Source organism: Shewanella sp. UCD-FRSSP16_17 (genome assembly GCF_001675935.1).
In the GTDB taxonomy this organism is placed as follows: Bacteria; Pseudomonadota; Gammaproteobacteria; order Enterobacterales; family Shewanellaceae; genus Shewanella; species Shewanella japonica.
In genome coordinates this window covers 411,065-436,718 of sequence record NZ_LZFV01000013.1, presented here as the reverse complement: position 1 = coordinate 436,718, position 25,654 = coordinate 411,065, and the positions used below count along the sequence as shown (strand labels likewise).

The following is a 25,654-nucleotide window of genomic DNA, read 5'->3' as shown; positions in this document are numbered from 1 at the left end:
TAGAAGGAATTTACCATGGCAAAAATTACATTTATTACTTCAAATGAACAATCAACAACAGTTGAAGGACATCAGGGTTCAGTCATGGAGCTAGCAGTTGAAAATAACATTGAAGGCATTGATGGAGATTGTGGCGGTGTTTGTTCTTGCGCTACCTGCCATGTATATGTGGCCTCTGATCAACTTGATAAAACAGGTGCTATCAGTGAAATCGAAAAAGACATGTTAGAGCTTGATGATAATGTCACAGAATTAAGCCGGCTTTGCTGCCAGATAACGCTATCTGATGACTTAGACGGTCTTATATTAACCGTAGCGCCATAGCGCGATAGTTTTTCGCAATAGTCGCTACCCACTCAATTCACCCAATAACGATTAACTTCAACCACGGTATTTCATTAAACAGGCCAAATATGACTATTCAACTTACTGATAATGCAATACAGACGTTAACCCAAAATGATACCTGTGTGATCATTGGCGCAAGTCATGGCGGCGTTAACCTTGCTTTTTCACTGAGAAAACAAGGTTGGCAAGGTAATATTATCTTGATTGATTCAGATCCAAATTTGCCCTACCACAGACCTCCTTTATCGAAAGCTTTCTTACTTAATCATAATGTGAATGAATGCGCTAGCCATAAAAACCATCTTGAACCCAGCAGTATTCAACTAAAATCCCCAGATAGTTATCGCAAGCAAAACATCACCCTTAAATTGGGGCTCACGGTAACGGAAATTAATAGAAACGCCAAACAAGTGACATTAAGTAATGGTTCAAAACAAGCTTATGACAAGCTCGTATTAGCCACAGGAGCAAGACCTTTTATTCCACCAATTTCGGGCTTAAAAGCTTGTAAAGAAGCTTTTTGTTTAAGAACCGTTAGTGATGTCAGCCGCATTAAACAGGCCTTAGCTACAAGTGAGCAAAAACGCGTCGTTATTATTGGTGGCGGTTATGTAGGACTAGAAACCGCTTCTTCATTAAAAAAGCTTGGTGCAACGGTGACGGTATTAGAAAGAGAGCCGCGTATTTTAGCTCGAGTCACTGCCCCGCTAATGTCTGAATTTTTTACCCAATTGCATCAAGAAAATCAGGTTGAGGTATTAACCGACAAGTTAGTTCAACAAATCAGCACATCAAATTTGAATAATGATAAAAATATGCCATTAGCACATAAGATTACCTGCGCAGATGGCAGCAGCTATATTGCGGATGTCATTGTGATTGGCGTTGGTATTACAGTTAACACTGAGCTTGCCAAAGCGTGTGGGATTAAACTCGCATCTGATATGCCTAATGAGCAGCCTAATCATAATGAAGCAAATGGCCGTGATAAACCTAAAAGCACACCTAAATCTGGGATATGGGTAAACGCTTCATTGCAAACCAGTGACGAGAATATTTTTGCAATTGGTGACTGCACATATCATCACAATCCACATTATGATCGTATGATTCGGCTTGAATCAGTACAGAACGCAGTTGAACAAGCCAAAGTTGCAGCAAAGGTGATTGCACAAAACCAAAAAGATCACTATTCAACAGCGCATTCAATGCGTATTGAAGCAACATTGAATGAAATTGAAAAGTTAACATACCAAGCCATACCTTGGTTTTGGTCTGATCAATTTGATACTAAATTACAAATGGTTGGCTTAGCCCAAGGCTATGATGAAATCATTAAACAAGTTGAAGAAAACAAGCCAACGTCATTTTCAGTTTGGTACTTTAAAGGAGATACTTTACTCGCTGTCGATGCTATCAATCATGCAAAAGCCTATGTGCTTGCTACTAAGATTATCCAAAACAAATCCAATGTAAATAAAGCTAAATTACAAGACAGCTTATTAACGACGAAAGTGGAGCAGCTCATTTTAAATTAATAATGAATATATGATTAATTAAGTAATACATTAGTTTCGATGACTTTAGTTTCGATAACTTTGCTCATCAGCAATTTGCTGAACAAGTAATGCCATTATCTGCTCTGCTTTTTGGGGCTCACCTGAAGCTGAAAGTATATGTGCTGCGCATTCTGCAGTACATAATCCCCCTTCAACTTGATTTCGTCTAAGTTTATAAATCGACTCTTGCTGGCTAGATATCGAGATTTTTTGTAACGCCTTTAGGTAGTCACTGCGATTATATATTTTGCGTGCCTCTTGCCATGTTGCGTCGATGAGTATTAACGCATCAAACTTATCTTGATTTGTTTTTTGCTGTTGCTCTCGGTTTTGATCTTGGTTTCTCTCTTGGTGTTGTTCTTGTCTATGTTCTTTAATTTGCGCAACGTTTGTATGCATTTGGCAAAGTGATTGTTGAGCCGTCGCTTCTGGTACTTTAGCATCATTGAGTTGTTGATTATCAGGATACAATAATCCCACTTTGCACGTGTTAATCATATTCAGTAATTGAAGATCAGGGTTTACTCTATCCCAAACCACAACCAAGGCATCGTCTTTTAAAATGGTGGTCACGCATCTGCCAGTATTATTTAGCCGACTGATTTCTTTTTGGTGAGTAAGTAGCACTATCTTCATATAAGGAGCCAAGGTAAATAGGAATAAGAATAGGGATATCGCAGTATTTACAGTCTGTTGTACAAACTGAATGTTATCACTATTCAGAGTGATAGCTCCAATACACTAGCGAAAAAACAGGTACAATTCAGCGACGGAATATCTTGAAGCACACTCAGCTTGATTGATAACAGCGATAAGTAGGGAACTTAATAAACAATGGAATTGCAGCAATCATTAAGCCTACTCTTTACCATGTTAGTACTGGCTATCATTCCTGGGCCAGTGGTATTTGCAATTATTTCACGGTCATTCTCACATGGCCTTCTTGCGGCCATGCAGCTGTTTTTAGGGGTATTAATTGCTGATTATATTTTCATTTGCACTGCTTTATTTGGCTTATCTGCTTTAGCCAATGCAATGGGGCCCAGTTTTATCGTCATAAAATATGTCAGTGCGGCTTATCTTTGTTGGTTAGGCTTTCAATTATTTCAAGCTCAGCGTCAATCTAATCCAATGGCCACTGGGACAAAAACATCAGCTTATCAAAACCTAATGACAGGATTAATGATTGGATTAAGTAACCCCAAAGCGATTATTTTTTATGTTGGTTTTTTCCCTGCGTTTGTTCCACTACATACCACGTTAAACGATGTTATTCTTGTCATGCTGATTTCAACATTGGCATTTGGCAGTATCAATTTGGGCTACTCGTTAATGGCCACACAGGCCAAAAAAGTTTTTCGTTCAGCTAAAGCCATCCGGGTGATTAATCGCACCGCTGGAAGCATCATGATTTCTGCAGGCATGCTCATCGCAATCAATTTATAGCCCAACATCAAAGCGCAGCTTATTAATCGACTCGTATTCCATTTCGCAGACACAGTAATGTTAACCACGCGATCTATTGTTAAATAATCAACCACATTCACGCTGCCAGTTTTCACATTTGTTACAGCGCTGGTGTTATTTCTCTTATCAGCAAACAGAACACTTAATACATCTCATATTCAAGGTTAAAATATTGATTAAATATCAAACGTTTTCTAACATTATCTACGCCTTGCCACTTATGTAACTAGCTCAATAATCAAGTTGGAGTTAATTACATCATGTCCCAAGCGAGATAATAACAAGTCAGGGGGCTAAAAATGATAATAGAAGTCAAAGTGCACTGCAGTCATTGCAAAGAACACATCATGACTAATACTCGCTACTATCCTGATGGATTAAGCGGATGCTTATGCCCAAGTTGCCAAACTCATTGTGACTTTACCCAAACAATAGTCGAAATGCGGTCAGTATCTAAGTGGTACAACCCATTTAGCTGGGGTAAAACGGTTCCTTTGTATTAATAATTATTGGTTAACAATATTGTTCAAGCTGTATTGTTCAGTCTGTTTTGTTCAACTTCAGTACAGCTAGTACCAATTAGCATAGCATCAAGTTTTTCGTCACCGTTATTTAAACAGGGGTTATCATGCAAATTCAATCTTATACTGCCGCTCAACAAATGAGTGCGAATACTGTTAGCCCAGCCAATAGCACTCAGCAAAATACGTCAGTAAATAAGCCGTCAAGTGAACAAGTCAGTCATCTTAATACGACTCAACGAGATTCAGTAACGATAAGTGCTCAAGCAATGGCCTTATCACAAAGTCAATCAGAGCCTGAAACTCAACCTAGCTTGCCAAATAACGGCGAAAAAGTGGAGAACTATGTCCACTATAAAAAAGCTCAGACCCAATATCAGTTTTACTCGGACTTAGCAGGCGTAGCCAATGGCAGTGACGATTCGATAAGTGCAACTTCAGCTTATATCATCAAAAATAATGATGATGCGAGAGCTGCAACTGTCAATGCCGCAAATATGAATAATCAACAAAACATGTTAGATGCTTATGTTGAAACAACAAAAAGTATAAATGAAACTGTGTAAGCAGCGAATAAGCAACATTATTCACATCTAATTCATCACTTGTTTCAATACTTACCTAACAAATTGAAAAATTGTCTTCAGTATTAGTGCTCTAATTCAATAGGCTGTTATCATTAACGATAACAGCCTTTTTTATTAGTTGATGTATTTGTTCATCTTAAAGAGTACCTAATGAAGTTAAAATTTTTAGCAGGGATAGCATTACTTAGCAGCTTTTCAACACAAGCTGCTTGGTGGATTGAACCTACCGACTTACCGCTTCGCGCTGATATTCAATTACTTGCTGATACAGGTATCATCCTTCAGCCAGTCACCACCTTCCCTCTAATGTGGTCAGGGATAAAATCTGATTTAGATAATGCCGTTGATAGCCCAATGACTGTGCATCAAAAAGATGCTTTTCATCGGGTGATGCGGGCCTACGACAAAGACCATCAAACGGTCAGTTTAGGTGCCAGCTTATCTGGGGCAAACGAGGAAGCTCGCTTTATTGGCTATGGTAATGATTACCGCGATAAAGCCGAAGTGGAGTTCACCGCTGAAGTCACCAAAGACTGGTTTAGTGGGCGATTAGCTGCCAGTTATCATTACGATGCCATTGATGGTAACGAGTCCCGATTAGATAATAGCTTTGCTGCCGTTAAGCTGGGCAATTGGATTGTGACAGGTGGTGCAGTCCAAAAATACTGGGGGCCAGGTTGGGACTCAGGTTTAATACAAACAACGAATGCACGCCCAATGCCAGGCATAACTTTTTCTCGTAACAACAGTAATGCATTTGAAACGCCATGGCTTAATTGGATTGGCCCGTGGACTTTCACCACAAGCTTTAGCCAAATGGAAAGTGAGCGTTATGTACCTGATACCCAACATTGGGGGGCTCGAGGTACCTTTAAGCCTATATCTAAACTAGAGGTAGGTTTTTCATGGACTATGCAATGGGGCGGCGAAGGTTATGGTAATAGCCTTTCAGACTGGTGGGATGGTTTGTTTAACGGCGGTGTTAATGAAGGCGATAAAGAAAATGGCCAAGAAAACATGCTCGCAGGTTATGATTTCAGATGGTCAGATACCGCATGGGGAGTGCCTTATGGCATATACTACGAGCGTATTCATGAAGATTATCATAAAGGTAAAAATCGTTTAATTAACGCATCAAACATGGGTGGCGTTGATATTTTCATTGCCGATTTAAACACTCGATTTTTTGCTGAATACTCAGATACTGCAGCATCATGTGGCGTCGAATCTGACGTTTATAACTGTATGTATGAGCATGGCTTCTACAAAAGTGGTTACCGTTATTACGGGCGCAGTCTCGGCAGCACCTATGATAATGACTCAAGAGTAGTGGTATTAGGCGGGATCACTCAGCTTGAGCATGGGCAGAGCCTAAGCACCAAATTCCGTTACGCTAAACTTAACTTTGATGGAGTAGATACTGGCAACCCTTCTGGTGGAAACCCAGTTTCACCTGGTCGTTACGAGCGCTTATATCAACTCGATGCCAGTTACCATAGACCATTCTATGCAGGTAAGTTAAAAGTCGGCGGTACCATTGGTTACAGTGAATACCCAGAAATTGATACCAGTAGTGACTGGGAAACGACCTTTTATGCAGGTTGGGAACGAGATTTTTAATTGCTGAAAAGTCGTTTTTACATAAAAAGCCCATCATATGATGGGCTTTTTATTTGAACCTTTTACGCTATCTGCTGATGTTCTATCTCTGTGCAACTACTCCAGTGATAAAATAATGCTCTACAAACCTTTGTCTTCCCACTGCTGTTTTTTACGGTAAATCGTTGAAGGACTGACATCTAATAAAGCAGCCGCTTTGGGGATGTTGCCATCACATTGTTTAATGGCGGTTTCAATGGTGATTTTTTCAGTAAGCCACAAAGGTTGAATATCTTCTTCCGATTCGATAGCGTTTATTCCACTATTAACTGGCATATTATTATTAACAATATCATCTGATGTCGCGGCAGCGACGGTACTCTCACCAACAGCATGCGCTTGAGGTTTAGCATGAATATCTGTCACTGTTGCGCTCGTTACTGCTGTTTGTGCAACCTGTTCACTGACCTTGACAGATTTAACATTGGCTTGAGATAAAGCCGCAGTCACTTGAGCGGGTAACATGGTAATCGCAACTTCATCAGCCACATTTAACACTACGACTTGGCGAATAATATTTTGTAATTGCCGCACATTGCCAGGCCATGAATATAGGCCAAAACAACGTTCAACCTCTTTGCTAAAGCCTTTAAAGTTTTTGCCCTCTTCTTTGCTGTATTGCTTTAATAGCTTTTTAGCAATAGCAATAACATCTTTACCCCGTTGTCTTAATGGCGGTAATTCAATCGGAATAACGTGAAGACGATAATATAAATCTTCTCTAAAACGTCCTTCTTGCACTTCTTTCCAAGGGTCTCGGTTAGTTGCACTAATAAACCTGACATCGACTTTTTCTTCTTTGCTGCCACCCACACGCTGAAAAACACCCGTTTGAATGAACCGTAATAACTTACTTTGCAGTTCTAAATCCATTTCACAGAGTTCATCAAGAAATAGCGTACCACCATCTGCACGAGTAGCTGCACCATCACGATGACTGACTGCGCCAGTAAATGCCCCTTTTGTATGGCCGAAAATTTCACTCTCAATGAGATCTTTTGGAATTGATGCACAATTTAAGGCAATAAATGGGGCTTCTGATCGAATTCCAGCTTCATGAATCGCTTGTGCGCACACTTCTTTACCTGTGCCACTTTCACCCACAACAAACACAGAAGCCTTACTGTTAGCAACACAATCAATGGTGTTGTATACCGTTTGCATTGCCAGTGAGTCACCGATAAAACCATGAAAATTGGTTTTCGGTAAACTGTTCTCATAATTGGAAACTAACGCTAATAAATCCCTTTGCTTTAAAGCATTACGCACGGTAATCGATAAGCGTTTACTGTCGAATGGTTTGATCAAAAAATCAAATGCACCTGCACGCATTGCATCTACAGCGAGATCAATCGTGCCATGGGCGGTGATCATAATAACGGTAATATTTGGGTATTCTTTTTGCACCTTCGTTAAAATATCCATTCCTGACATGTCAGGTAGCTTGATATCTAATACTAATAAGTCTGGTTGCTTGCGCGCTAATTCTTTTAACGCATCTTCGCCAAAGTTAACATGAGTGACTTCAGCCCCTTCTGCGCAAAGGTACTCACTATAAAGTGCGCCTAAGGACATACTGTCTTCTACAAGAATGGCACTAAAACCCATTTGTTCATTCCTTATCATTCATTCGATTACTCTGATTTTTGAGTAATATTAAAGCGTTGCTGGATCAGGTTTAAACTCTGTTCAGCAACGGCAAACATTTCATTGAATAACGCATCTAAAGGCTCATCTTCTGTTCTTGAAGCCGCTTCTAATCTAACAGCAACATCAGCTAAGGTCTTAGCGCCGAAACTACCTGCACTACTTTTAATGGTATGCACTTCCGTTTCGATATCATGACGACTTCCTTGAGGCGTTAAGGCTTTAAGTGTATTAACCCGCATTATCGTCTCGTGATAAAACACTTGCATCATTTTGGCTAAGCTAGCTTCACCCACAGCTGAGAGTAATTCGTCAAAAACAGCCTCATCTAGCATGACCTCTGTGAACAATTCATCAGTGTCTGTGTCTGTAGAAACTTTGGGGGCGGATAATTCAGTACTTTGTTCGCTTATTTCAGCTGTCACCTTATCTTTATTTTCAACTTGCGGCTTGTCATGAGTTAACTCTATTTGCATCCCCATTCCCATTGAAGATGCCTGCTTTACTTGACCTAACCAATGACTCACACCTGAGATCAAATCAGATTTATTCACAGGTTTGCCAATACAATCAAGCATGCCAACGGCTTTACACGCAGCGATTTCTTCACTAAATACATTGGCAGTCATCGCCAAAATAATTTGATCTGGTTTATGAGCTAATATCTTTTGACATGCCTCTAAGCCATCCATTTCAGGCATTCTGATATCCATCAATATCAAATCAAAGTCTTGGCTCAGTGCTAATTCAACAGCTTCTACGCCATTATTGGCATAGGTCATTACTGCGCCTTCATTGGTGAGCATTGTACCTGCGACCATCTGATTAGCAGGGCTATCTTCAGCTAATAATAGGCGGCAGCCTTGAGGTAAACTAGCGACTTTCTCTAATGGCTTTTCATGTTTATTTTCAGCTGTCGCGCCACTAATTAAACTCAATAGCATTGCACGGCTTAGCGGTTTACTCACCGATTCTTCAATGCCCAATTTTTCAATCAGTGATTGCGCATCATTATTAACGCCAGTGGCAAGAGCTGCGATATAGCCAGTTTCGAATAAATAATCACTGTGTAAAATACTGACATCTTTTTCTTTAGCAGATAAGAGACATGCATCATCGAGCATGATTAAATCAAATCGTCCACGCACTATTTTACTATTAAATATATCGCTAACATGGTGCTCATACTTCGTTTCAACACCATATTGACTGTACTGTTTCTTGATCAGTTTACACAAGGTTTCATCGGGGTGAATAAGTAGTACACGCGGGTGCTCTGGTAAGCGAACATTGTGATTACTGGCTTGACTAGATTCATCTAACAATACAGATAAGGTAAATTGGCTACCTTCACCCAGCTTACTTTCAACCACTAAGTTACCGCCCATCATTCGAGCAAGTTCTGAACAAATCGCTAAACCCAAACCTGTGCCTGCGTAACTTGTGGTATGAGTATCATGAACCTGAGAGAATTCTCTAAATAGTTTCTCTTGTGAGGCATCCCCAATACCAATACCTTGATCAGTGACTCGACAACATAATTGCACTTTATCGTTATCACGATTTGGGATCCAAACTTCCACAGAGATACAGCCCTCAGTAGAAAACTTAATCGCATTATCTACTAAGTTTTGCACTACCTGCCTAATACGCTGCGCATCACCCACCAGCTTTTGCGGTACATTTCGGTTGATATAACTGGCTAAATGAACCCCTTTATCATGGGCTTTATGGGATAAGATTTGTAATACTTGCGCTACTAACTCGTCAGGTTCAAACTCTTTGGGCTCCAACACCATTTGGCCCGCTTCAATTTTAGAAAAATCCAAAATGTCATTAATGGTACTTAACAGCACAGAACCAGCTTCTTTAGCCGTCCTAGCGTACATCCTCTGACCTTTCTCTAAGCTAGAATCAAGCAATAAATCAACACTACCGAGCACCGCATTAAGTGGTGAGCGGATCTCATGGCTCATTGTTGCTAAGAAGCGAGATTTTGCTTTACTGCCCTCTTCGGCTTGCTCTTTAGCTTGGCGCAGTTCTTCTTCTTTTGATTTCTGTTCTGAAATATTACGTAAGAAAGCGGTGTAATACATTTCGTCATCTAATTGAATCGGTATAACCCGCAACTCCACAGGGAATTCGTCTCCTGCTTTATTATGTGCTGGCACTTCTATTCGGTTATTCAACACTGGTCCTTCACCGGTTTTACGATGATGATCCATGCCATTTTTATGCGCCTTATGGAACCCTTCAGGAATAATCAAATCCTCAAGTAACTCACCTAAAGCTTCCTCACGCTCGTAGCCAAACAACTTCACAGCTGCAGCATTAAACTCTTCTACTCGCCCGGCGATATTAATCGTGATTAACGCATCGTGGCTGGCTTCTAATGTTGCTAAATGAATTGATTGAGTTCGAGCCGCAGATGCTTGTTCCTTTTTAAGTTCAGACATGTCTTTAATAAAGCCAAGAAATAACACATCACCATCGATTTCCATTTTGGAAATAGACAACTCAATCGGAAAAAGGTGGCCTTCTTTATGTTGAGCTTTTAATGCTCGTCCACCACCTAAGCCAACAATTTTGGCGTCACCGCCTTTTAAGTAATCCTGAATATAACCATCATGCATAAACCTATCAGCCATCGGCATGAGAATGGATACATTCTGGTCTATTAATTCTTCTTTTTGATAACCAAATAAACTACTTACCGCTTTATTAACCTCGGTTATCACACCGCTAGTGTCAATAATCACAAAGCCGTCTGCTGCTGAATCTAAAATGGTATTTAATCGGACATTAGCACCTTGAAGATCGTGGCGCTGCTGATCTAAAAATTGCAGCATTTCATTAAAGGCATTGGTGGTATCTGTAATATCTTGAGTGCCAGGCTCGTTAACTTGAACCCCTGTATCGCCTTCGAGGACTTGTTTAGATGCCCGCTGGATATTGAACACATGTTTGATAAGGTTAAGTCCCTGATACCAAGATAAAATGGATATCAGCACAATGACTAACAGCATTAACGCACTGTATTTTATCGCAACATTGTTAACGCTGTGGTCAAACTCATCAGTATTGACCATCACCTTAATAGCAACCCCACTACCGTTATTCGACTGGGCTTCAATAGGTACTAAGTTATCGATACGAACGGGCTGTTCAACTAATGCAAACTCCCCAAGGCTATTGCGCTCTGCGGCATATAAGCGTTTATCAGCTTGAAATACCTGCACAGATTCTATGTGGCTAATTTGATGTTCTTCGAGGGATTGCTTAAGTAATAATATAGATTGGCGTGGATTAGTGACATCGACACTATTGGCGACGAGTATGGCAGACAGATGCCCCTGCTGTTGAATTTCGGCTTGATTAGCGGACTTTATTACCCCTAAGGCGTTATAGATAAGCATCAATAACAATGCTGATTGCATCAACCCAATCGCAATGATGGCTTTTAATCTGAAAGACAAATTCCTTCTCCTATTGCATTTTGCAAATCAATCCATGTTTTCAAGCTGAAAAAGCGCTGACAGAGCTGACAATAACCACGCCACAACTCACTATGAATCACCTTGTTGCATTTTGCAAAAAATTATTCGCAAAATGAAAAAACATGAATAAACCTAAATAACAACATACGCTATAACACTGATATTAAACACTAAAACAATTTAGGTACAGTAATTGCTTTTATCAGACATATCTCTATATTTTTAGGAAACAGCTATGCAAAATGCAAGTACAACGCCCAAAAGGTTGTCAATATTATTAGTTGAAGACACTTTTAGTGAGCGTTACTACATAGCAAGTTTACTCCAAAGCTTTCAACCTGATGACATCGAGTTTGAAATAACTCAATGTGAAGATGGGTTAACAGCACTTGATACCTGTAAACTGCATGATTTTGACTTAATCATCAGTGATTGGCGTATGCCCAATATGACGGGTATAGAATTATGTAAACGTTTAAAAGCCTCAAATAATCCCGCTTTTTTCCTTTTGCTTACTGGTAACGATAAAACTGAAGATATGGTTTATGCCATGGAAACTGGTGCTGATGACTACATTACTAAGCCTTTTTTAGCCTCTGTTTTAAAGGTGAAAGTTTTAGCCGCTGTGAGGTTAATACAAGCCAAAAAAAAAATATTAGAGAATAACCAAAAGTTAGAAATTGAATTAAACAACAAGCAAACTGAGCTTGAGCAAGCAGCGACTTTACAACAATCTTTACTGCCCAAAGAAGATTTATCATTCGATAATTGGCATGTTAAGCATTTTTTTGAACCTGCAGCAGAACTTGCTGGCGATATTTTTCAGTGTTTTAAAATTGATGAAGAGTGGATTGGTTTTTATGTGATTGATGTATCGGGTCATGGCGCTAGAGCTGCAATGCTAAGTTTCACCCTAGCTCAAGGCTTATCTCCTCAAAGAATGGATTGGCAGCTTGAACCAGAAGTGTTAATGCACAGATTAAACTTATTGTTTGATGATCCCGCTAATTTAGGCCAATTTGCCACGGTGATCCTTGGTAAAATCAATATTAAAACTCATCAGGTTTACATGTCTAGTGCAGGCCACCCAATGCCTTTAATCATTTCCAAAAATGATGTCCAAACATTATCTGTGCCTTCTGGTCTCCCTATTGGTATTGATAAAAACAGTCAATATTCAACCGGTGAGTATCAGCTTTATCCTGGCGAACAGTTACTACTTTTTTCAGATGGTGTTTATGAAGTCAATCATCCACAACATGGCATGTTTGGCTTAGCACGTTTCAAGCAGCGTTGTGCAGAAGCCAAAAATTTGCCTGCCAATAAACTACTTAAACACCTTACTTATGTATTAAACCTATGGAAGCAAAATCAACCTCAGGATGATATGTCGCTGTTATTGTTTACAGCACCCGAAACTTAGTCACTAAGCTTATGAATTACAAAGGCATAGTAATGAGAAAAGTATCGCAATGAACAGGCTAACGCTATTTTGGATCTGTGATGCCAAGATACAAGACAATCAGATAATTAAGATTGATTGATGCCAACGTTGATAACTAAATCATTTACTGCAAAGTAACCTAACCCATGAAGTGCTATAGCCACTTTTAAGGACTAACAATGAATAGTTTACAAATGAATTTAAACTTACAGCTCATGACACCTGAACAGATTTATGATGAAGTTGAGGCCTTTTTAATTGCCAACGAAATTACCTCTCTGCAAAGGTTCAAATTAATGCTCTGTATCTTGGAGGCCGTTAATAATGTATCGCAGCATTGCCCTGATAACACAGAGGATGTGACCTTGTTAGTGCAAAACAACAAAGACAATATCGTCGTTGATATTCTTGATACAGCAGAGTTTGTTGAGCTTTCTGCGCCTAAAAAGTGCCCGACTAACGATAGACCTAATGGCAGAGGCCTGTGGATCATGGATCAATGGATGGACAAGGTAAACAAGAAAGCCACCGTATTAGGCACTCATCTGCGACTCTCATTAGAAAAGGCAGCAATTTGATGATCAACAAATATTGCGCTGCCCCAAGCAAGACTGGCTACAAGTTTACATAGAACAAGCTTATTGCTGAATGATACTGAACTCTACCTCCATCATTATTGTTTAAGCTTGTAGCCTTACTATTTGTCACCACTCCACTATTGCGACTTCTAATGCCGTATTCTCGTTCCTTTAATCATTTTTAGAATCGAAACACTGTTACTTCTCTCACCTCTTGCTTCTCTTTGCCTCTTATTTATATTTACCTTTTATTAAGCCTGCTTCTTTACCCTTTTATATCACTTAACACATAACTTCAGTATTGCGCTTTATCTCCATATTTAAACACCAGCATTCCAGCCTCTTAAACATGTAATAGCCAGTCACAGTTCTGCCCCAGATCAATTGATATGCGTTCATTTTGCAAATTGCAAACTGCAAACATCATCAAAAACCTCTGTTGCAAACAGCAATTTTCCTCTTCGCAAACAGCAAACCCAAATAGCGAAAAAACAAAACAAACACATAAACAATTGAAATAAAACGAATAAAAAGTTGGCATAGTACCTGCTATTAAAGATTACAAGCTTCAAATAAACAATACATATAGAAGCATCATTACAGTCTAGGAGCACGATATGAAATTTGAATTAAAAGTAGCGCAACATGCGAGCGTAGTAACCCTACCAATCAGAATGTTTATGGCGCACACACCAACTTATAGAGCCGCACTTGTTGATTATATCGATAGAGGTCACACACGTTTAGTCATCGATATGCAGCACCTTGAATATATCGACTCTAGTGGATTATCAGTGCTTATATCTGCAAGAAATCAAGCACTCAATTATCAAGGCAACATTGTGTTGTTATCGCCAACACCCGCAGTGAGATCACTGATTGAGCTAACACGTTTACATCATATTTTCGAAATCTTTGAAACGGAAAAATTAGCGCTCGAGTTTTTACGTCACAGCAGCATTGTCGAAGAGTCTGATTTTGATAAACGTGTCATCGCTGATTTAGCCAGTTAATAAAAACTGACAATAACTGAAATTTTTCTAAACTAAACGTAAAGGGAATAACGCAATGAAAATGATTAATACTCTAATTTCAATCGCAATGGTCGCAAGTTTAACCGCTTGCGTCACCCCTTCGCAGCCAGCGCAACAGGACGTTTGTGATTTAGAAAAACAACTTACTAGCTGTCACTATTTTGGTCAGCAAACACCTTACAATCGAAAAGTCAGTGCGGTTACCTCAAACCATACCACTTTTCCAACCGCTCCAATCTTTGGTGACAAAGCCATGATTGTCGATGCAAGTAATCAAGCATTGTCATTATCAGTAGGTGACAAAATCTCGATTAACATCCTAAACGGTGAAGAATTCAGTAAAGATGTTGAAGTGGATGCCGATGGTAATATTTATCTACCTTACTTACCTGCAATTGCAGCAAAAGGCTTAACACTTAAGCAGCTTAATACATATATCAATAAGCTACTCATTGATGAAAGGTTAATGTTAGCTCACGCAGTGCGCATTAGTATTTTACCTATCAGCTGGGCGCCAATTGAAATTACGACTTCAGGTGCGGTATTTGAACCTGGTCAACACATGATCAATAAGAAACTACCGATAGAACTAAAAGATGACGGTAGTAATTATGCTGGTGACCAAGCTATTAACCGTAGTATTGGTGCCGCTGTAAAATCTTCAGGTGGTGTGCGCCCTGATGCTGATATTTCTGCGATTAAAGTTATCCGTAATGGTCAGGTTTTCAATATGGATTTACGTGGTATGCTAACAGGTGAAAAAGTACCCAGCATGACATTAATGGCTGGCGATCATGTTCATGTACCATCGACACATTCATTTAATGATCAACTTGCTAGACCTTCACAATTGACAGCTCCAGGGATCAGGGTATTTATGTCAAATTTAACACAGCCAGCTAGCTCAAACAGTCAGTCAGCGGTCGATCGTGAAGCAACACGTTTTCCATATGGTACTCGCTTACTCAATGGGGCTATCGCAGCTAACTGTGTGGGTGGTGCGCAATCAACTAACGCAAGTCGATATGTGATACTTGTAACCAAAAATCCACTTTCAAATCAAATTGATGTTGTTGAGCGTTCAATTGATGGACTAATACAAAGCGCTTGGAATGATCAATCAAACCCAGTGTTACTTCCTGGTGATGGTCTTGCATGTTATGACTCTCGTGTTACCAACATGCGCGAAATAGCAAGAACAGTGACTGAGTTAGTCGTACCAACCACTCTTATTGGATGGTTGTAAGGAGTCAGCAATGAGCCGAATTCATGATGAAGATAAGACTCAAACCAGCACGGATAGCCAACAAGCGGCTCCTGTTATAGAACAAGCTATTGAAAAAGCCATTGCTGATAGCCAGCAACACACTGACCAACAAAATACTAAACAAGAAAAAGCCGACGACAACAATGACGAAACGAGTGAGCAAACAAGTTTCTCTGAACTTGCTTACTTATATTGGATAAAACGCGCCACATTAGAAGGCAGTAAACTGACGCCTAAATTGCGTAAACGCCTTTACCTTAAAACAGGTTTTGGCGCATTACTCATCATCTGGTTACTGGCAGGCATTTTCATTATGCTCACGCCAACGCAATACGTAAGCAAGTGGGTACTCATTTTACCTGGTGCAGCAGCGGGATCATCTTTAAGCCTTGATAGCTTAGGTCAAGCAAGTACCTCTAGTATTTCGCCTTACATGAGCTCTGCCATCGATCCACGAGAAAACTACAAAGCAATTTCAATGAGCACCTTGTTAATGCAAAGTGCAGCTCACTATCTTGATGTTCCAACATCAGCCATTAAAAAGCCTAAACTAAAACTACCCAGTCAAACAGGCTTAATGGAATACAGTATTAAAGCTGACAGTCCAGAAGCAGCTCAAGAGCGAGGCTGGGCAATGTATCGCTCGTTGCAAAATATTTTAGATGATTTACGCGCCGACGAAATTGCTTTACGTGAAATCGGAATAAAAGAAGGCCTTAAAAGTTATTCAACTCGAGTAAAAGAAACCCAAAAGCAACTTTTAGATTTTCAATCTGAGCGAGGCTTAGTCACACTTGACCAATTTAAAGAGTTAGCGATTACTATCGAACGTCTGAGACACAGTAAAGTCACTATGCTTGCCGAATTACAAGGGTTAAATGCAAGTTACTTTTTATACGAAAACCACTTGGGTTTAAGTGATGCCCAAGCAGCAATGTTGCTAAAGCTAAATAATGACAAACTGTTCCAACAATTAGTTGAAAAGCACAATACTGCAAACACTATGTATATCGAAAATGCTGGCAGATTAGGTGCCCGCCATCCTGTTTTAGTGTCATTAAAAGCAGAATTAGACAGTATTTTAGACAGTATGAAAAAGCGCTTTAATACCGTGATAGGTTTTCAAGATGAAAAACTACTCATGATGCTCACTGTTGATGACGTTGATGGTCGAGCTGAAATGATGCAAGAATTCATCACACTCGCCTCTAATCGCAAAGCGACCCAGTCAGAAGTTGACTCGTTAACTGCTCAAATCAATCAATGGGAACAACGTTTACAACACAGCAATGACGATGCAGCGAAACTTGCAGACTTACAGCGTGAACATCAATTAGCTTCGGCAGTATTAACTTCAGCCATGGCAAAAATGGATGTTGGTAAATCAGATATTTACACCGCTTACCCTATGTTGCAGTTACTGTCAGCACCAAGTTTGCCTGCATCACCCGATAAACTCGCCATTATTTTGATTATTTTCGGCGGTATATGTGCATCATTCATGTCATTAGTAGGACTAAGCATTTTATGGATTCGCAAACCATTATTACGGAAAATGTTGACGAAAAAATCATCTACAACTGCATAAGTTTTAGTTACTTATTCTGGTTAATAGGTGCGCTTTACGTCATTGCACCTGTGATTGCTTGGATTCTATTCTTACGACTTCTTGTCAAAAAGTTAGATAACCAACCCGCATTTCGTATTAGCATCACACATTATGTTTGGGTACTAGGCATGTGGGTCATGTTAATTGCGTTGGTTGTTGGCCACCTGCAGTTTGGCCTTGGCACGGGCAAACTTATAAAATCCTCCATTGGCTGGGCTAAAGGTTGGGCTTTATTAGCGATATTCCCTTTAATCGGTTGCTTACCTATTCGACCTGAAATTATTTACCGCGCAAGTTGTCGAGTTTGCAAACATACCATCATGTTATTCCCAGTGTTTGTATTTGCTTGGGTCGCTGGTTTACCTAGCACTTTATATGTTTCCCCTTTAAGCATCATTGGTGGCCCAGGGCCTGAGTTTTTTAGTGTCAGCCTTTATGAAATTGACCCTGGAAGCGGCGTCCCCCGTTGGCGACTATTTACTCCGTGGGCACCTGCACTGGGGATGCTAGGGAATTTGTACTTTATTTTTGCCTTACAAGAAAAAAATGCAACATGGAGAAGATGGGGCTACGGCGGCAGTTTACTGATGATCCTCATGTCACAGTCTCGACTTGCCATTGTCTGCTACCTTGCATTAATTGGCTTTTTTACCACGTTACGCTTTGTGCGTTCTCCTTGGTTGTACTTATTGCTCAGCCCTGTGATGTTATTTGTCGGTGTTATCGGTGAATCCACCATTTCTAAAATTGAGCAAAGTATCGATGCCGTTAAAGCGGCTCGCGCCGACTCCACTCGAGTAAGACAAGCTTTGGCAGATATCGCTGTTGAACGGTGGATGAACGAAGCGGTTGTTTTTGGCCATGGTATTGTCGAGCGAGGCCCACATATGGTGGAGTATATGCCGATAGGTTCGCATCACACTTGGTACGGATTGCTATTTGTTAAAGGGGTCGTAGGTGCTGTCGCGTTAGCCATCCCTATGTTAGTCACCTTTATCACCTTGCTAATACGCCTTTTTAGCAACCCATTAGCCAAAGTAGGCATGGCTATCTTACTTATGCTAGGACTGTATACCTTTGGGGAAAATTTAGAAATTCTCGCCTATTTATTTTGGCCAGGCCTTATTGTATTAGGCATGGCCCTTCGCGCTGAAGAGCCTGACGACGTATTTGCTAAAGCAGATGCACTGGATGCTCCATAACAAATGAATGCTTATAGCTTTTTAAGAATAAATTGGCACCATTGAACATCATCTCTTGCAGGCACGTCTGCCTGCCCTCTAATGCCAAGTTTAAATTCAATGACTGATTGCCATTCATCTGAGCCAATATCTGGACCATGTCCTTGGCCGTCACCAGCACTCACTTTTTCAGCAATAACTAAAAACTCCTGCTCTCCACACTGTTCCTGCATTTCTACCGAAACTTGTGCTTTTGCAGCAACGTCTTGTTCTTCACCACAACCTATCAGAAACCCAGATACCAGAAATGTACCAATCAATAACCTTAGGTCTGGGAAGCTCGTTTTGATTGCTTTTGCTACTTTTACTTTTATTGTTCTTACTTTAATCACTATTTATACCTCAAGGTTAATCGCTCTATCTCAGCACAAGTTTATCTTTAAATATCACTTAATATGAAGTCACTTAATATGAAGTCACCTAATATGAAGTCACTTAATATGATGTCACCTTATATGATCTCATATCCATCACGTTTTTAAATTATTAGCATACTCATTACTTGCTCTAGACAGACATCAAGCCCCTGACTTCCTTACTGACAGCGTGAAATTTCCCCCAAAAAGCAGATTTATTGCAAATTGCATTCTGCAATCCTCCACTTTCAAAATGCTAACTTCACATATTAAGCTTTAAAAATTAAAAATAAAATAACACAAAATCAATAACTTAAGAGTTGGCACAATAACTGTAATACCTAGGTATCAACGCAACTTGCTCTCAATGCTAAACAGCAAAATGCAATTTAATATCAAGGATAGCGGTCATGCAGAACATCACTAAGCTTCAATCACAATCGAAGCAAACGCTGAATCAAAAGCTAGCGCTTAATGAGATGCTTAATCAAGGCATACGTTCATTAGGTAAAAACCTTTTATGGTTAGCTAGTGCACAATTCAGCGGTCGAGTGGTGAGACTAGGTGCAAGCGTTATAACGGCTCGATTATTGACCCCAGAGATATTTGGTCAAGTAGCAATCGTATTAACCTTATTTGAATTAATCTGCACTCCTACAAGACGTATCACTTCCGCTGCATTAATTCGTATGAATGACAGCGACTTTAGTGACAACCTTGCCAGCGCTAACCTTATCAACCTTGCCAGCTGTGTAATTGCATTTGCTTTAATGAGCTTAATCAGTATTCCACTTGCATATTACTATCAAGATACGCAATTAGTGCTGCCAATTATCTTTGTTGCATCAAGCTACCTACTTTTACCTTTTGGGATGATGTACGCAACGGCCAACTTACGTAATAACAATATGCGTAAAGTGGCAAGTGCTAACTTATGGCAAACCATAGGTGATGGCGTGTTAACAGCAACCTTAGCCTTAAGCGGTTTTGGATTATGGGCCATTATTATCCCAAAAGTGGTGATGGTATTGGTTTGGATATACATCCATAAAAAAGACACTAAATTACCAGTAAGCACTCAAAAGCCGTCTGCCAATCAAGTTAAAGCACTGCTTAACTTTAGTGTACCAGTAAGTTTAAGCGACTTAATTAATACCCTAAGACAGAGCATTGATTACCTTGTTATTGGCTATTTCATGGGTGTTGAAGCACTTGGCGTTTACTTCTTTGCTTACAACGTCAGCTTGGGCGTCAGTCTTGGTCTAGTACAAAGTTTTGGCACTGCTTTTTACTCTCACATTTGTGGCAGTAACCCAACATCAGATGAACAGTCAGCACAGCAGAAATATCGTAGTAGTGTCATAGCAATCACCGCAATTGCTGCGCCAATCATTATCTTACAAACCAGTTTAGCGCCATTGTATGTCCCTTTTGTCTACGGCGAGCAATGGATAAGCACAGATGCAATTTCGGTTTTCGTATTTTTATGTTTAAGCGGTTTAGTTCGTCCGATGGCTGAAGCAGCCAGCCAACTACTGTTGGCACATGGACACAGCCACTTAAATTTCAAACTAAATATCTCTATCACCGCCCTTTTAACACTGGTTATCAGTATCGCTAGCCAGTTTGATTTAACCACCGTCGCATGCAGCGTAATGGTGACTTACTTAATCATCATGCCTTGGCTTTGCTGGTACAGCAGCCGCATCACTTTTACTCAATCAACTGTTATAAACAGTTAAGGAAAACACTATGTCTCCAAGAATCTCAGTCGTCATGCCAGTTTATAATGTTGAAAAATTCGTTAAATCAGCAATTGAATCTGTATTGAGTCAAACATTTGATAATTTTGAATTACTTATTATTGATGACCGCGGCGATGACCGCAGTATCCAAATCTGTAAACAATTTGTTGGTGACCCACGTGTGCACATTATTCGTCACGCTAAAAATAAAGGGTTAGCAGCAGCGAGAAACACGGGTATACGTCATGCACTAGGTGAGTATATCGCTTTTATTGATTCCGACGATTTATGGCACTCAGAAAAACTAGCTCGTCACGTGGCACATTTAGAAAGCGATCCACAAATCGGTGTTAGCTTTTCTCGCTCAAGTTTCATTGATTACACAGGCAAGTTTATTGATTTTTATCAAATGCCAAAACTAACTGATATTGATGCTGCACACTTATTATGTCGCAACCCTGTTGGTAATGGCAGCGCACCAGTCATTCGCCGTACTACATTAAATGACATTCGCTACCAATCAATGAGTACTGCAGAACGTTATAGCTGTTATTTTGATGAGAGCTTCCGTCAATCTGAAGATATTGAATGTTGGTTACGTATTGCTGCAACTACCTCTTGGAAAATTGAAGGCTTACCAGAGCCACTAACATATTACCGTCTAAATCATGGTGGTTTATCTGCAAATCTAATGAAGCAATATGCTTCGTGGGAAAAGATGATTGAAAAAGCACGTGATTTCGCGCCTACGCTACTTGCACGCCATGAGAAAGCCGCGCGTGCTTACCAGTTACGTTATTTATCAAGACAAGCGATTCGCTTAGGTGATGGTGCAGCAGCGGTAAAACTGGTAAACCAAGCGATTTCGACATCACCAAGTATTTTGCAATCAGAAACGGGTCGTACAGTAACCACTTTAATTGCAGCTTATGCGCAATGGTTAATCCCTTCTTGGGGATACCTGGTTATCGAAGGCGTCGGTCAAAAATGTATTAGCATGATGCAAAAACTTCGCATTGCGAAAGATGGCGTATCAAGTGAGTTTATGCAAGACAACAAACTGTAAACGCATCACTGACCATAAAATGCCTTTATAAGGCCAAGATAAACTTGAGTGAATTATCGATATATGAAAAAGCTTCCCTGTTTGGCTTTGCAGACTTGTTTGCAATCTGCAAAGCCGACTTTTTCATTATGGTAATCGCCTGTTACCATCCATTCCTTAACACAGTAAAAACCAACATAATCACCTAAATAACAACAACTTAAAAAGTTGGAACACTTCCTGCTTTACCAAGGTATCAATTACGTCGATCCTGTGTGAGGCAACATATGAAAACTGCACCTAACAACACTCATTCACATAAAACGCCTATTAGCATCTTAGTTTTCGACTGGGTTGTGGCATGCAGCATTCTGATCTTATCAAGCCCGATTTGGGTAGTGAAAGTGGCATTCCTTGCCTGTTCTAAGCACCCTATTTTCGAAACACTTTTTATTCATTCTGGTGGAAAGGAAGTTGCGATTCGGACATTCTCACAAGGCCGATTTTCGTCACTCCCTTTGCTGTTCAGTGTCTTAAAAGGCCAAGTTGGATTGTTAGGTACGTCATTTGAGTACGCTGTATTTGAGCCAAGCCACGCTAACCAGCGCCCAGGGATCTTATCAGTTGAACAAATGCAGCGTCGTATGGGCATTACGCATATCAATACTCCCCACAATACAGTGCCAACATTTGGCCTCTTAGGTTATGTATCGAACATTTTTAAATGCCTAATCAGCAAATTAGTGGTTGTTTCTACACAATTAAACTACCCAAAACAGTTTAATCTTTTAGGTGTCGATATCGATAACAACACCATGGATGAAAGTATTGAGTTACTTATCCATTCATCACAATCAACTAGCACTAAACAATTTGCTTTCGTAAATGCCGATTGTTTAAACATTGCAGCGAGTGACTCTGACTATCGCGATACGGTAAACCAATGCGACCAGGTTTTTGCTGATGGAAGCGGTATTAGGATTGCCTGCCAGCTACATCATATCGGTCTTAAAGATAATGTAAACGGCACAGATATGCTGCCATTACTTTGCGAGAAAGCATCCTTAATTGGCATCAAATTATTCTTCTTAGGAGGCAAAGGTAACACTGCCGACGAAGCCGCTGCTAACTTGGCTGCGCAATACCCAAACCTTGAGGTTGTAGGTTGTCACCACGGTTACTTAACCGATGAAAATGAGCAACAAGTTATTGAACAAATCAATCAATCTGGAGCGCACATCTTGTTAGTTGGCATGGGCGCACCTAAACAAGAGGCTTGGATACGTCAGCATAAATCAGCACTTAGCGTTGGAGTTGCTGTTGGTGTGGGGGGATTATTTGATTTCTTTGCCAATAACGTTTCAAGAGCACCAATTGCAGTAAGACAAGTCGGTATGGAGTGGGTATGGCGCTTAGCCCAAGAGCCAACACGTATGTGGAAACGTTATGTGGTTGGTAACCCACTTTTTATCGCTCGAGTATTAAAGCAAAAACGTTTAAGTCATGCATCTATTGAACAAGCACCTACAAACATTGCAACTAATCTAGGCCAAGTGAACAACCAAAATAAGCGTCGCTGGTATTTCTTTGGAATCAAATGTGGTCAATTTGCAAAACGCACATTTGATATTGTGGCCGCTAGCATTTTGCTAATCCTATTGGCGCCTTTGTTCCTACTCACCGCCTTATGCATCCGTGTTGAATCAAAAGGAGCAATCTTTTTTTCACAAACTCGAAGTGGTCGTAATAATCAACCATTCACGATGTGGAAGTTCCGTTCAATGTATATTGATGCAGAAGAAATACTAGAAAAAATCAAGAAAAACAATGAAATGCAAGGTGGCGTAATCTTTAAGATGAAAAAAGATCCGCGTATCACCACGATAGGAAAACTGATAAGAAAGGCTTCAATTGACGAATTACCGCAACTTTGGAACGTATTAATTGGTGATATGTCACTAGTTGGCCCAAGACCTGCACTACCTAATGAAGTAAGCCAATATCAGTTAAGTGACCGTCGCAGATTGGGAGTTAAACCAGGTATAACCTGCATATGGCAAGTTAGCGGACGTTCAGATATCCCTTTTGATAAGCAAGTAGAACTCGACATTGACTATATCTACAAGCAATCACTAAAAGAAGATATCAGCTTGTTATTGAAAACCATTCCGGCAGTACTTTTGGCGCGCGGCGCCTACTAGGAGACATTATGCAAGCTATCGTATTTGCAAATCGTACAGGCAATGAATTAGCCCCTTTAAATCAACAATACTGCCCAGCGCTTTTGCCCGTTGCTAATAAAGCATTGGTTGAATATACCTTAGAAGACTTAGCGTCAGCAGGTGTTACCGACGTGAAGCTAGTCATCTGTAGCGACGCAAAAAAAATCGAAAGTCAACTCGGAAATGGTCAGCAATGGGGATTAAAAATAGATTACTTCTTAAGCAAACCTGAAGAGCAAGTTAATAGCGTGCTGTCTCGCATGAGCATCAACAAAGACACCCAAGCATTAGTGGTTCGTGGAGATATGTTACGCAGTCCTTGTTTGGGTCGTTTTATTGAATTTGCCAGTCTAATGCCATCAAAGTTTGTGCATGCAAAAATGTCACAGCGTAATCCAGCAATGATGATGCTACCTGCTGGTTGGAAACATCATGAGTTAATGAACTGGCCGCTTGAGACGAAAGAAGTTAACCATGCAGATAGTGTTGCGCAGTTACTTCATGGTGAATGCTTTTACTTAGATAGTTTAGCTGCCTATGTTGAAGCATCTGAATATGTCATCAACAGTCGTGATTTTTGCGTTAAAGGTCGTGCGATAGCGACAAACAATACCAAACAACATTTGATTGTTGAAGCGCAATGTCAATTACCTGATTTATCAAAAACAGATGTATATGGCGCCATCGGCGAGTTTACAAAAGTATCTCCAAAAGCATCGCTTACTGAAGGCGTAGTTGTCGGTGAGTACTGCTTTATTGAAGATAGCACCATTCAAAACAGCATCATTTTACCTAACTCATATGTTGGACCACAGCTCAGTGTAAACAATAAAATCATCTCGCAAGACTTGATGATAGACCCGCAAACCAATAGCTGGACTCGTATTGAAGATCCCAGTCTTATTGCCAAGTCAGTTCAAGAGCCAACGCAATACAATACGTTAGTTCAGCGTGCAGGATTACTCATACTATACGTCCTATTATCGCCACTTTTACTGACGTTATTTTTATGTGCATGCATTAATAAACCCAGAAAACCCATAGTAACTGACACCGTTGTTAGCAATGATAATCAACCGATTAAAGTACATAAGTTCAATATTGCTAGCCCTAGTTTTGCATTATTACCTCAGCTTTGGAGTGCTGCAAAAGGAGACCTCAACTTGTTTGGTGCCTCAACGCAATTCCAAAGCAAAATCAATAGTTCAACGCCATATGGTGTTTATGGACCAGTACAACTTAATTTTGATGAAACAACCCCAATCGAAGAAGTCCAAATGGTTGAAATAGAATTTGAACAAGCGAATAAACCACAATATTTAGTCAACCTGTTGCAACAGCAAATGAATAAAGCCAATACGGACATCGTTATAAAAGGTTAACCCTAATACTCATTTATCGCATGAATACGATTAAGGAATATCATTATGAAAACGATTATAACTTACGGTACTTTTGATTTATTTCACTTTGGTCACGTTAGATTACTGGCTCGTTTAAGCGAAATGTGTGACCAACTTATTGTTGGGGTGTCCACCGACGAATTTAATGCAATGAAAGGCAAAGCTGCTTTTTTCAGTTATGAGCAACGCAGTGAAATCATTGCCGCTTGTAAATATGTATCTAAAGTCATTCCTGAGCAAAACTGGCAACAAAAAAGTACAGATATAGAGAAATTTGATGTCGATGTTTTTGCTATCGGTGACGACTGGGAAGGTCAATTTGATCATCTAAAAAGTCAATGTGATGTGTTATATCTTACTCGTACCGATGATATTTCAACGACTGAAATTAAAAATAATCTTGCAGTGCCTGCTTAATCGCAGGC

At 40.0% G+C, this 25,654-nt stretch carries 21 protein-coding genes; 17 read left to right on the top strand and 4 right to left on the bottom strand.

The features are described from left to right. Positions 1 to 15 precede the first annotated feature (15 nt). Positions 16 to 324: a 2Fe-2S iron-sulfur cluster-binding protein gene (locus A9267_RS10930; protein WP_055023051.1), complete on the top strand. Its 309-nt coding sequence runs from the start codon at positions 16 to 18 to the stop codon at positions 322 to 324. An 89-nt stretch (positions 325 to 413) separates the two neighbouring features. Continuing rightward, positions 414 to 1,886, top strand: a complete 1,473-nt coding sequence (locus A9267_RS10925; RefSeq protein ID WP_065109164.1) for an NAD(P)/FAD-dependent oxidoreductase — start codon at positions 414 to 416, stop codon at positions 1,884 to 1,886. A 45-nt stretch (positions 1,887 to 1,931) separates the two neighbouring features. On the opposite strand, the gene A9267_RS10920 is transcribed toward A9267_RS10925, so the two are convergent. Then, a complete protein-coding gene (locus A9267_RS10920; RefSeq protein ID WP_065109163.1) occupies positions 1,932 to 2,543 on the bottom strand; it encodes a tRNA-uridine aminocarboxypropyltransferase in 612 nt (203 codons plus the stop codon). A gap of 198 nt (positions 2,544 to 2,741) precedes the next feature. On the opposite strand from A9267_RS10920, the gene A9267_RS10915 reads away from it, so the two are divergent. The 4 genes from A9267_RS10915 (at position 2,742) to A9267_RS10905 (ending at position 6,102) form a co-directional block, all read left to right on the top strand. Further along, the gene (locus A9267_RS10915) at positions 2,742 to 3,353 is read left to right on the top strand and encodes a LysE family translocator (RefSeq protein WP_055023054.1); all 612 of its coding nucleotides are present in this window, start codon (positions 2,742 to 2,744) and stop codon (positions 3,351 to 3,353) included. Positions 3,354 to 3,721: 368 nt separating this feature from the next. Continuing rightward, positions 3,722 to 3,877 carry a hypothetical protein gene (locus A9267_RS21780; protein ID WP_156669144.1) on the top strand — a complete coding sequence of 52 codons (156 nt, stop codon included), beginning with the start codon at positions 3,722 to 3,724 and terminating at the stop codon, positions 3,875 to 3,877. Between the two features lie 125 nt (positions 3,878 to 4,002). Further along, positions 4,003 to 4,461 (top strand): hypothetical protein, encoded by a 459-nt coding sequence (locus A9267_RS10910; RefSeq protein ID WP_065109162.1) that lies wholly within the window; start codon positions 4,003 to 4,005, stop codon positions 4,459 to 4,461. A gap of 171 nt (positions 4,462 to 4,632) precedes the next feature. Then, on the top strand, positions 4,633 to 6,102 hold the full coding sequence (locus A9267_RS10905) for a capsule assembly Wzi family protein (RefSeq protein ID WP_065109161.1): 1,470 nt from the start codon (positions 4,633 to 4,635) through the stop codon (positions 6,100 to 6,102). A gap of 120 nt (positions 6,103 to 6,222) precedes the next feature. Here A9267_RS10905 and A9267_RS10900 read toward each other — a convergent pair whose 3' ends face one another. Both A9267_RS10900 and A9267_RS10895 read right to left on the bottom strand, forming a co-directional pair. Then, positions 6,223 to 7,749 (bottom strand): sigma-54-dependent transcriptional regulator, encoded by a 1,527-nt coding sequence (locus A9267_RS10900; protein WP_065109160.1) that lies wholly within the window; start codon positions 7,747 to 7,749, stop codon positions 6,223 to 6,225. A gap of 26 nt (positions 7,750 to 7,775) precedes the next feature. Continuing rightward, positions 7,776 to 11,264 (bottom strand): PAS domain S-box protein, encoded by a 3,489-nt coding sequence (locus tag A9267_RS10895; RefSeq protein ID WP_065109159.1) that lies wholly within the window; start codon positions 11,262 to 11,264, stop codon positions 7,776 to 7,778. Positions 11,265 to 11,520: 256 nt separating this feature from the next. Between A9267_RS10895 and A9267_RS10890 the strand changes: the two genes are divergently transcribed. The 6 genes from A9267_RS10890 (at position 11,521) to A9267_RS10865 (ending at position 18,419) form a co-directional block, all read left to right on the top strand. Next, positions 11,521 to 12,708, top strand: a complete 1,188-nt coding sequence (locus A9267_RS10890) for a fused response regulator/phosphatase (RefSeq protein ID WP_055023059.1) — start codon at positions 11,521 to 11,523, stop codon at positions 12,706 to 12,708. A 200-nt stretch (positions 12,709 to 12,908) separates the two neighbouring features. After that, positions 12,909 to 13,307: an ATP-binding protein gene (locus A9267_RS10885; RefSeq protein WP_055023060.1), complete on the top strand. Its 399-nt coding sequence runs from the start codon at positions 12,909 to 12,911 to the stop codon at positions 13,305 to 13,307. 617 nt (positions 13,308 to 13,924) lie between these two features. Further along, the gene (locus A9267_RS10880) at positions 13,925 to 14,320 is read left to right on the top strand and encodes an STAS domain-containing protein (protein ID WP_055023061.1); all 396 of its coding nucleotides are present in this window, start codon (positions 13,925 to 13,927) and stop codon (positions 14,318 to 14,320) included. Between the two features lie 55 nt (positions 14,321 to 14,375). Continuing rightward, complete coding sequence (locus A9267_RS10875) at positions 14,376 to 15,587, top strand: polysaccharide biosynthesis/export family protein (RefSeq protein ID WP_055023062.1); 1,212 nt, start codon at positions 14,376 to 14,378, stop codon at positions 15,585 to 15,587. A gap of 10 nt (positions 15,588 to 15,597) precedes the next feature. Continuing rightward, positions 15,598 to 17,196, top strand: coding sequence for a GumC family protein (locus A9267_RS10870; RefSeq protein WP_225442201.1), 1,599 nt, complete (start codon positions 15,598 to 15,600; stop codon positions 17,194 to 17,196). After that, entirely contained in the window at positions 17,136 to 18,419 is a 1,284-nt protein-coding gene (locus A9267_RS10865; protein ID WP_065109158.1) for an O-antigen ligase family protein, read from the top strand. The genes A9267_RS10870 and A9267_RS10865 overlap by 61 nt, the downstream gene beginning before the upstream one ends. An 11-nt stretch (positions 18,420 to 18,430) precedes the next feature. Here the strand turns inward: A9267_RS10865 and A9267_RS10860 are convergent, their stop codons facing one another. Continuing rightward, the gene (locus A9267_RS10860) at positions 18,431 to 18,790 is read right to left on the bottom strand and encodes a hypothetical protein (RefSeq protein ID WP_055023064.1); all 360 of its coding nucleotides are present in this window, start codon (positions 18,788 to 18,790) and stop codon (positions 18,431 to 18,433) included. 434 nt (positions 18,791 to 19,224) lie between these two features. On the opposite strand from A9267_RS10860, the gene A9267_RS10855 reads away from it, so the two are divergent. The 5 genes from A9267_RS10855 (at position 19,225) to tagD (ending at position 25,646) form a co-directional block, all read left to right on the top strand. Continuing rightward, a complete protein-coding gene (locus A9267_RS10855; RefSeq protein ID WP_065109157.1) occupies positions 19,225 to 20,556 on the top strand; it encodes an oligosaccharide flippase family protein in 1,332 nt (443 codons plus the stop codon). Positions 20,557 to 20,566: 10 nt separating this feature from the next. Beyond that, positions 20,567 to 21,625 carry a glycosyltransferase family 2 protein gene (locus tag A9267_RS10850; RefSeq protein WP_065109156.1) on the top strand — a complete coding sequence of 353 codons (1,059 nt, stop codon included), beginning with the start codon at positions 20,567 to 20,569 and terminating at the stop codon, positions 21,623 to 21,625. 266 nt (positions 21,626 to 21,891) lie between these two features. Continuing rightward, positions 21,892 to 23,805 carry a WecB/TagA/CpsF family glycosyltransferase gene (locus A9267_RS10845; RefSeq protein WP_065109155.1) on the top strand — a complete coding sequence of 638 codons (1,914 nt, stop codon included), beginning with the start codon at positions 21,892 to 21,894 and terminating at the stop codon, positions 23,803 to 23,805. Between the two features lie 8 nt (positions 23,806 to 23,813). Further along, positions 23,814 to 25,208: a sugar phosphate nucleotidyltransferase gene (locus A9267_RS10840; protein ID WP_055023068.1), complete on the top strand. Its 1,395-nt coding sequence runs from the start codon at positions 23,814 to 23,816 to the stop codon at positions 25,206 to 25,208. A 45-nt stretch (positions 25,209 to 25,253) separates the two neighbouring features. Next, entirely contained in the window at positions 25,254 to 25,646 is a 393-nt protein-coding gene (gene tagD, locus A9267_RS10835) for a glycerol-3-phosphate cytidylyltransferase (RefSeq protein WP_055023069.1), read from the top strand. Positions 25,647 to 25,654: the final 8 nt, after the last annotated feature.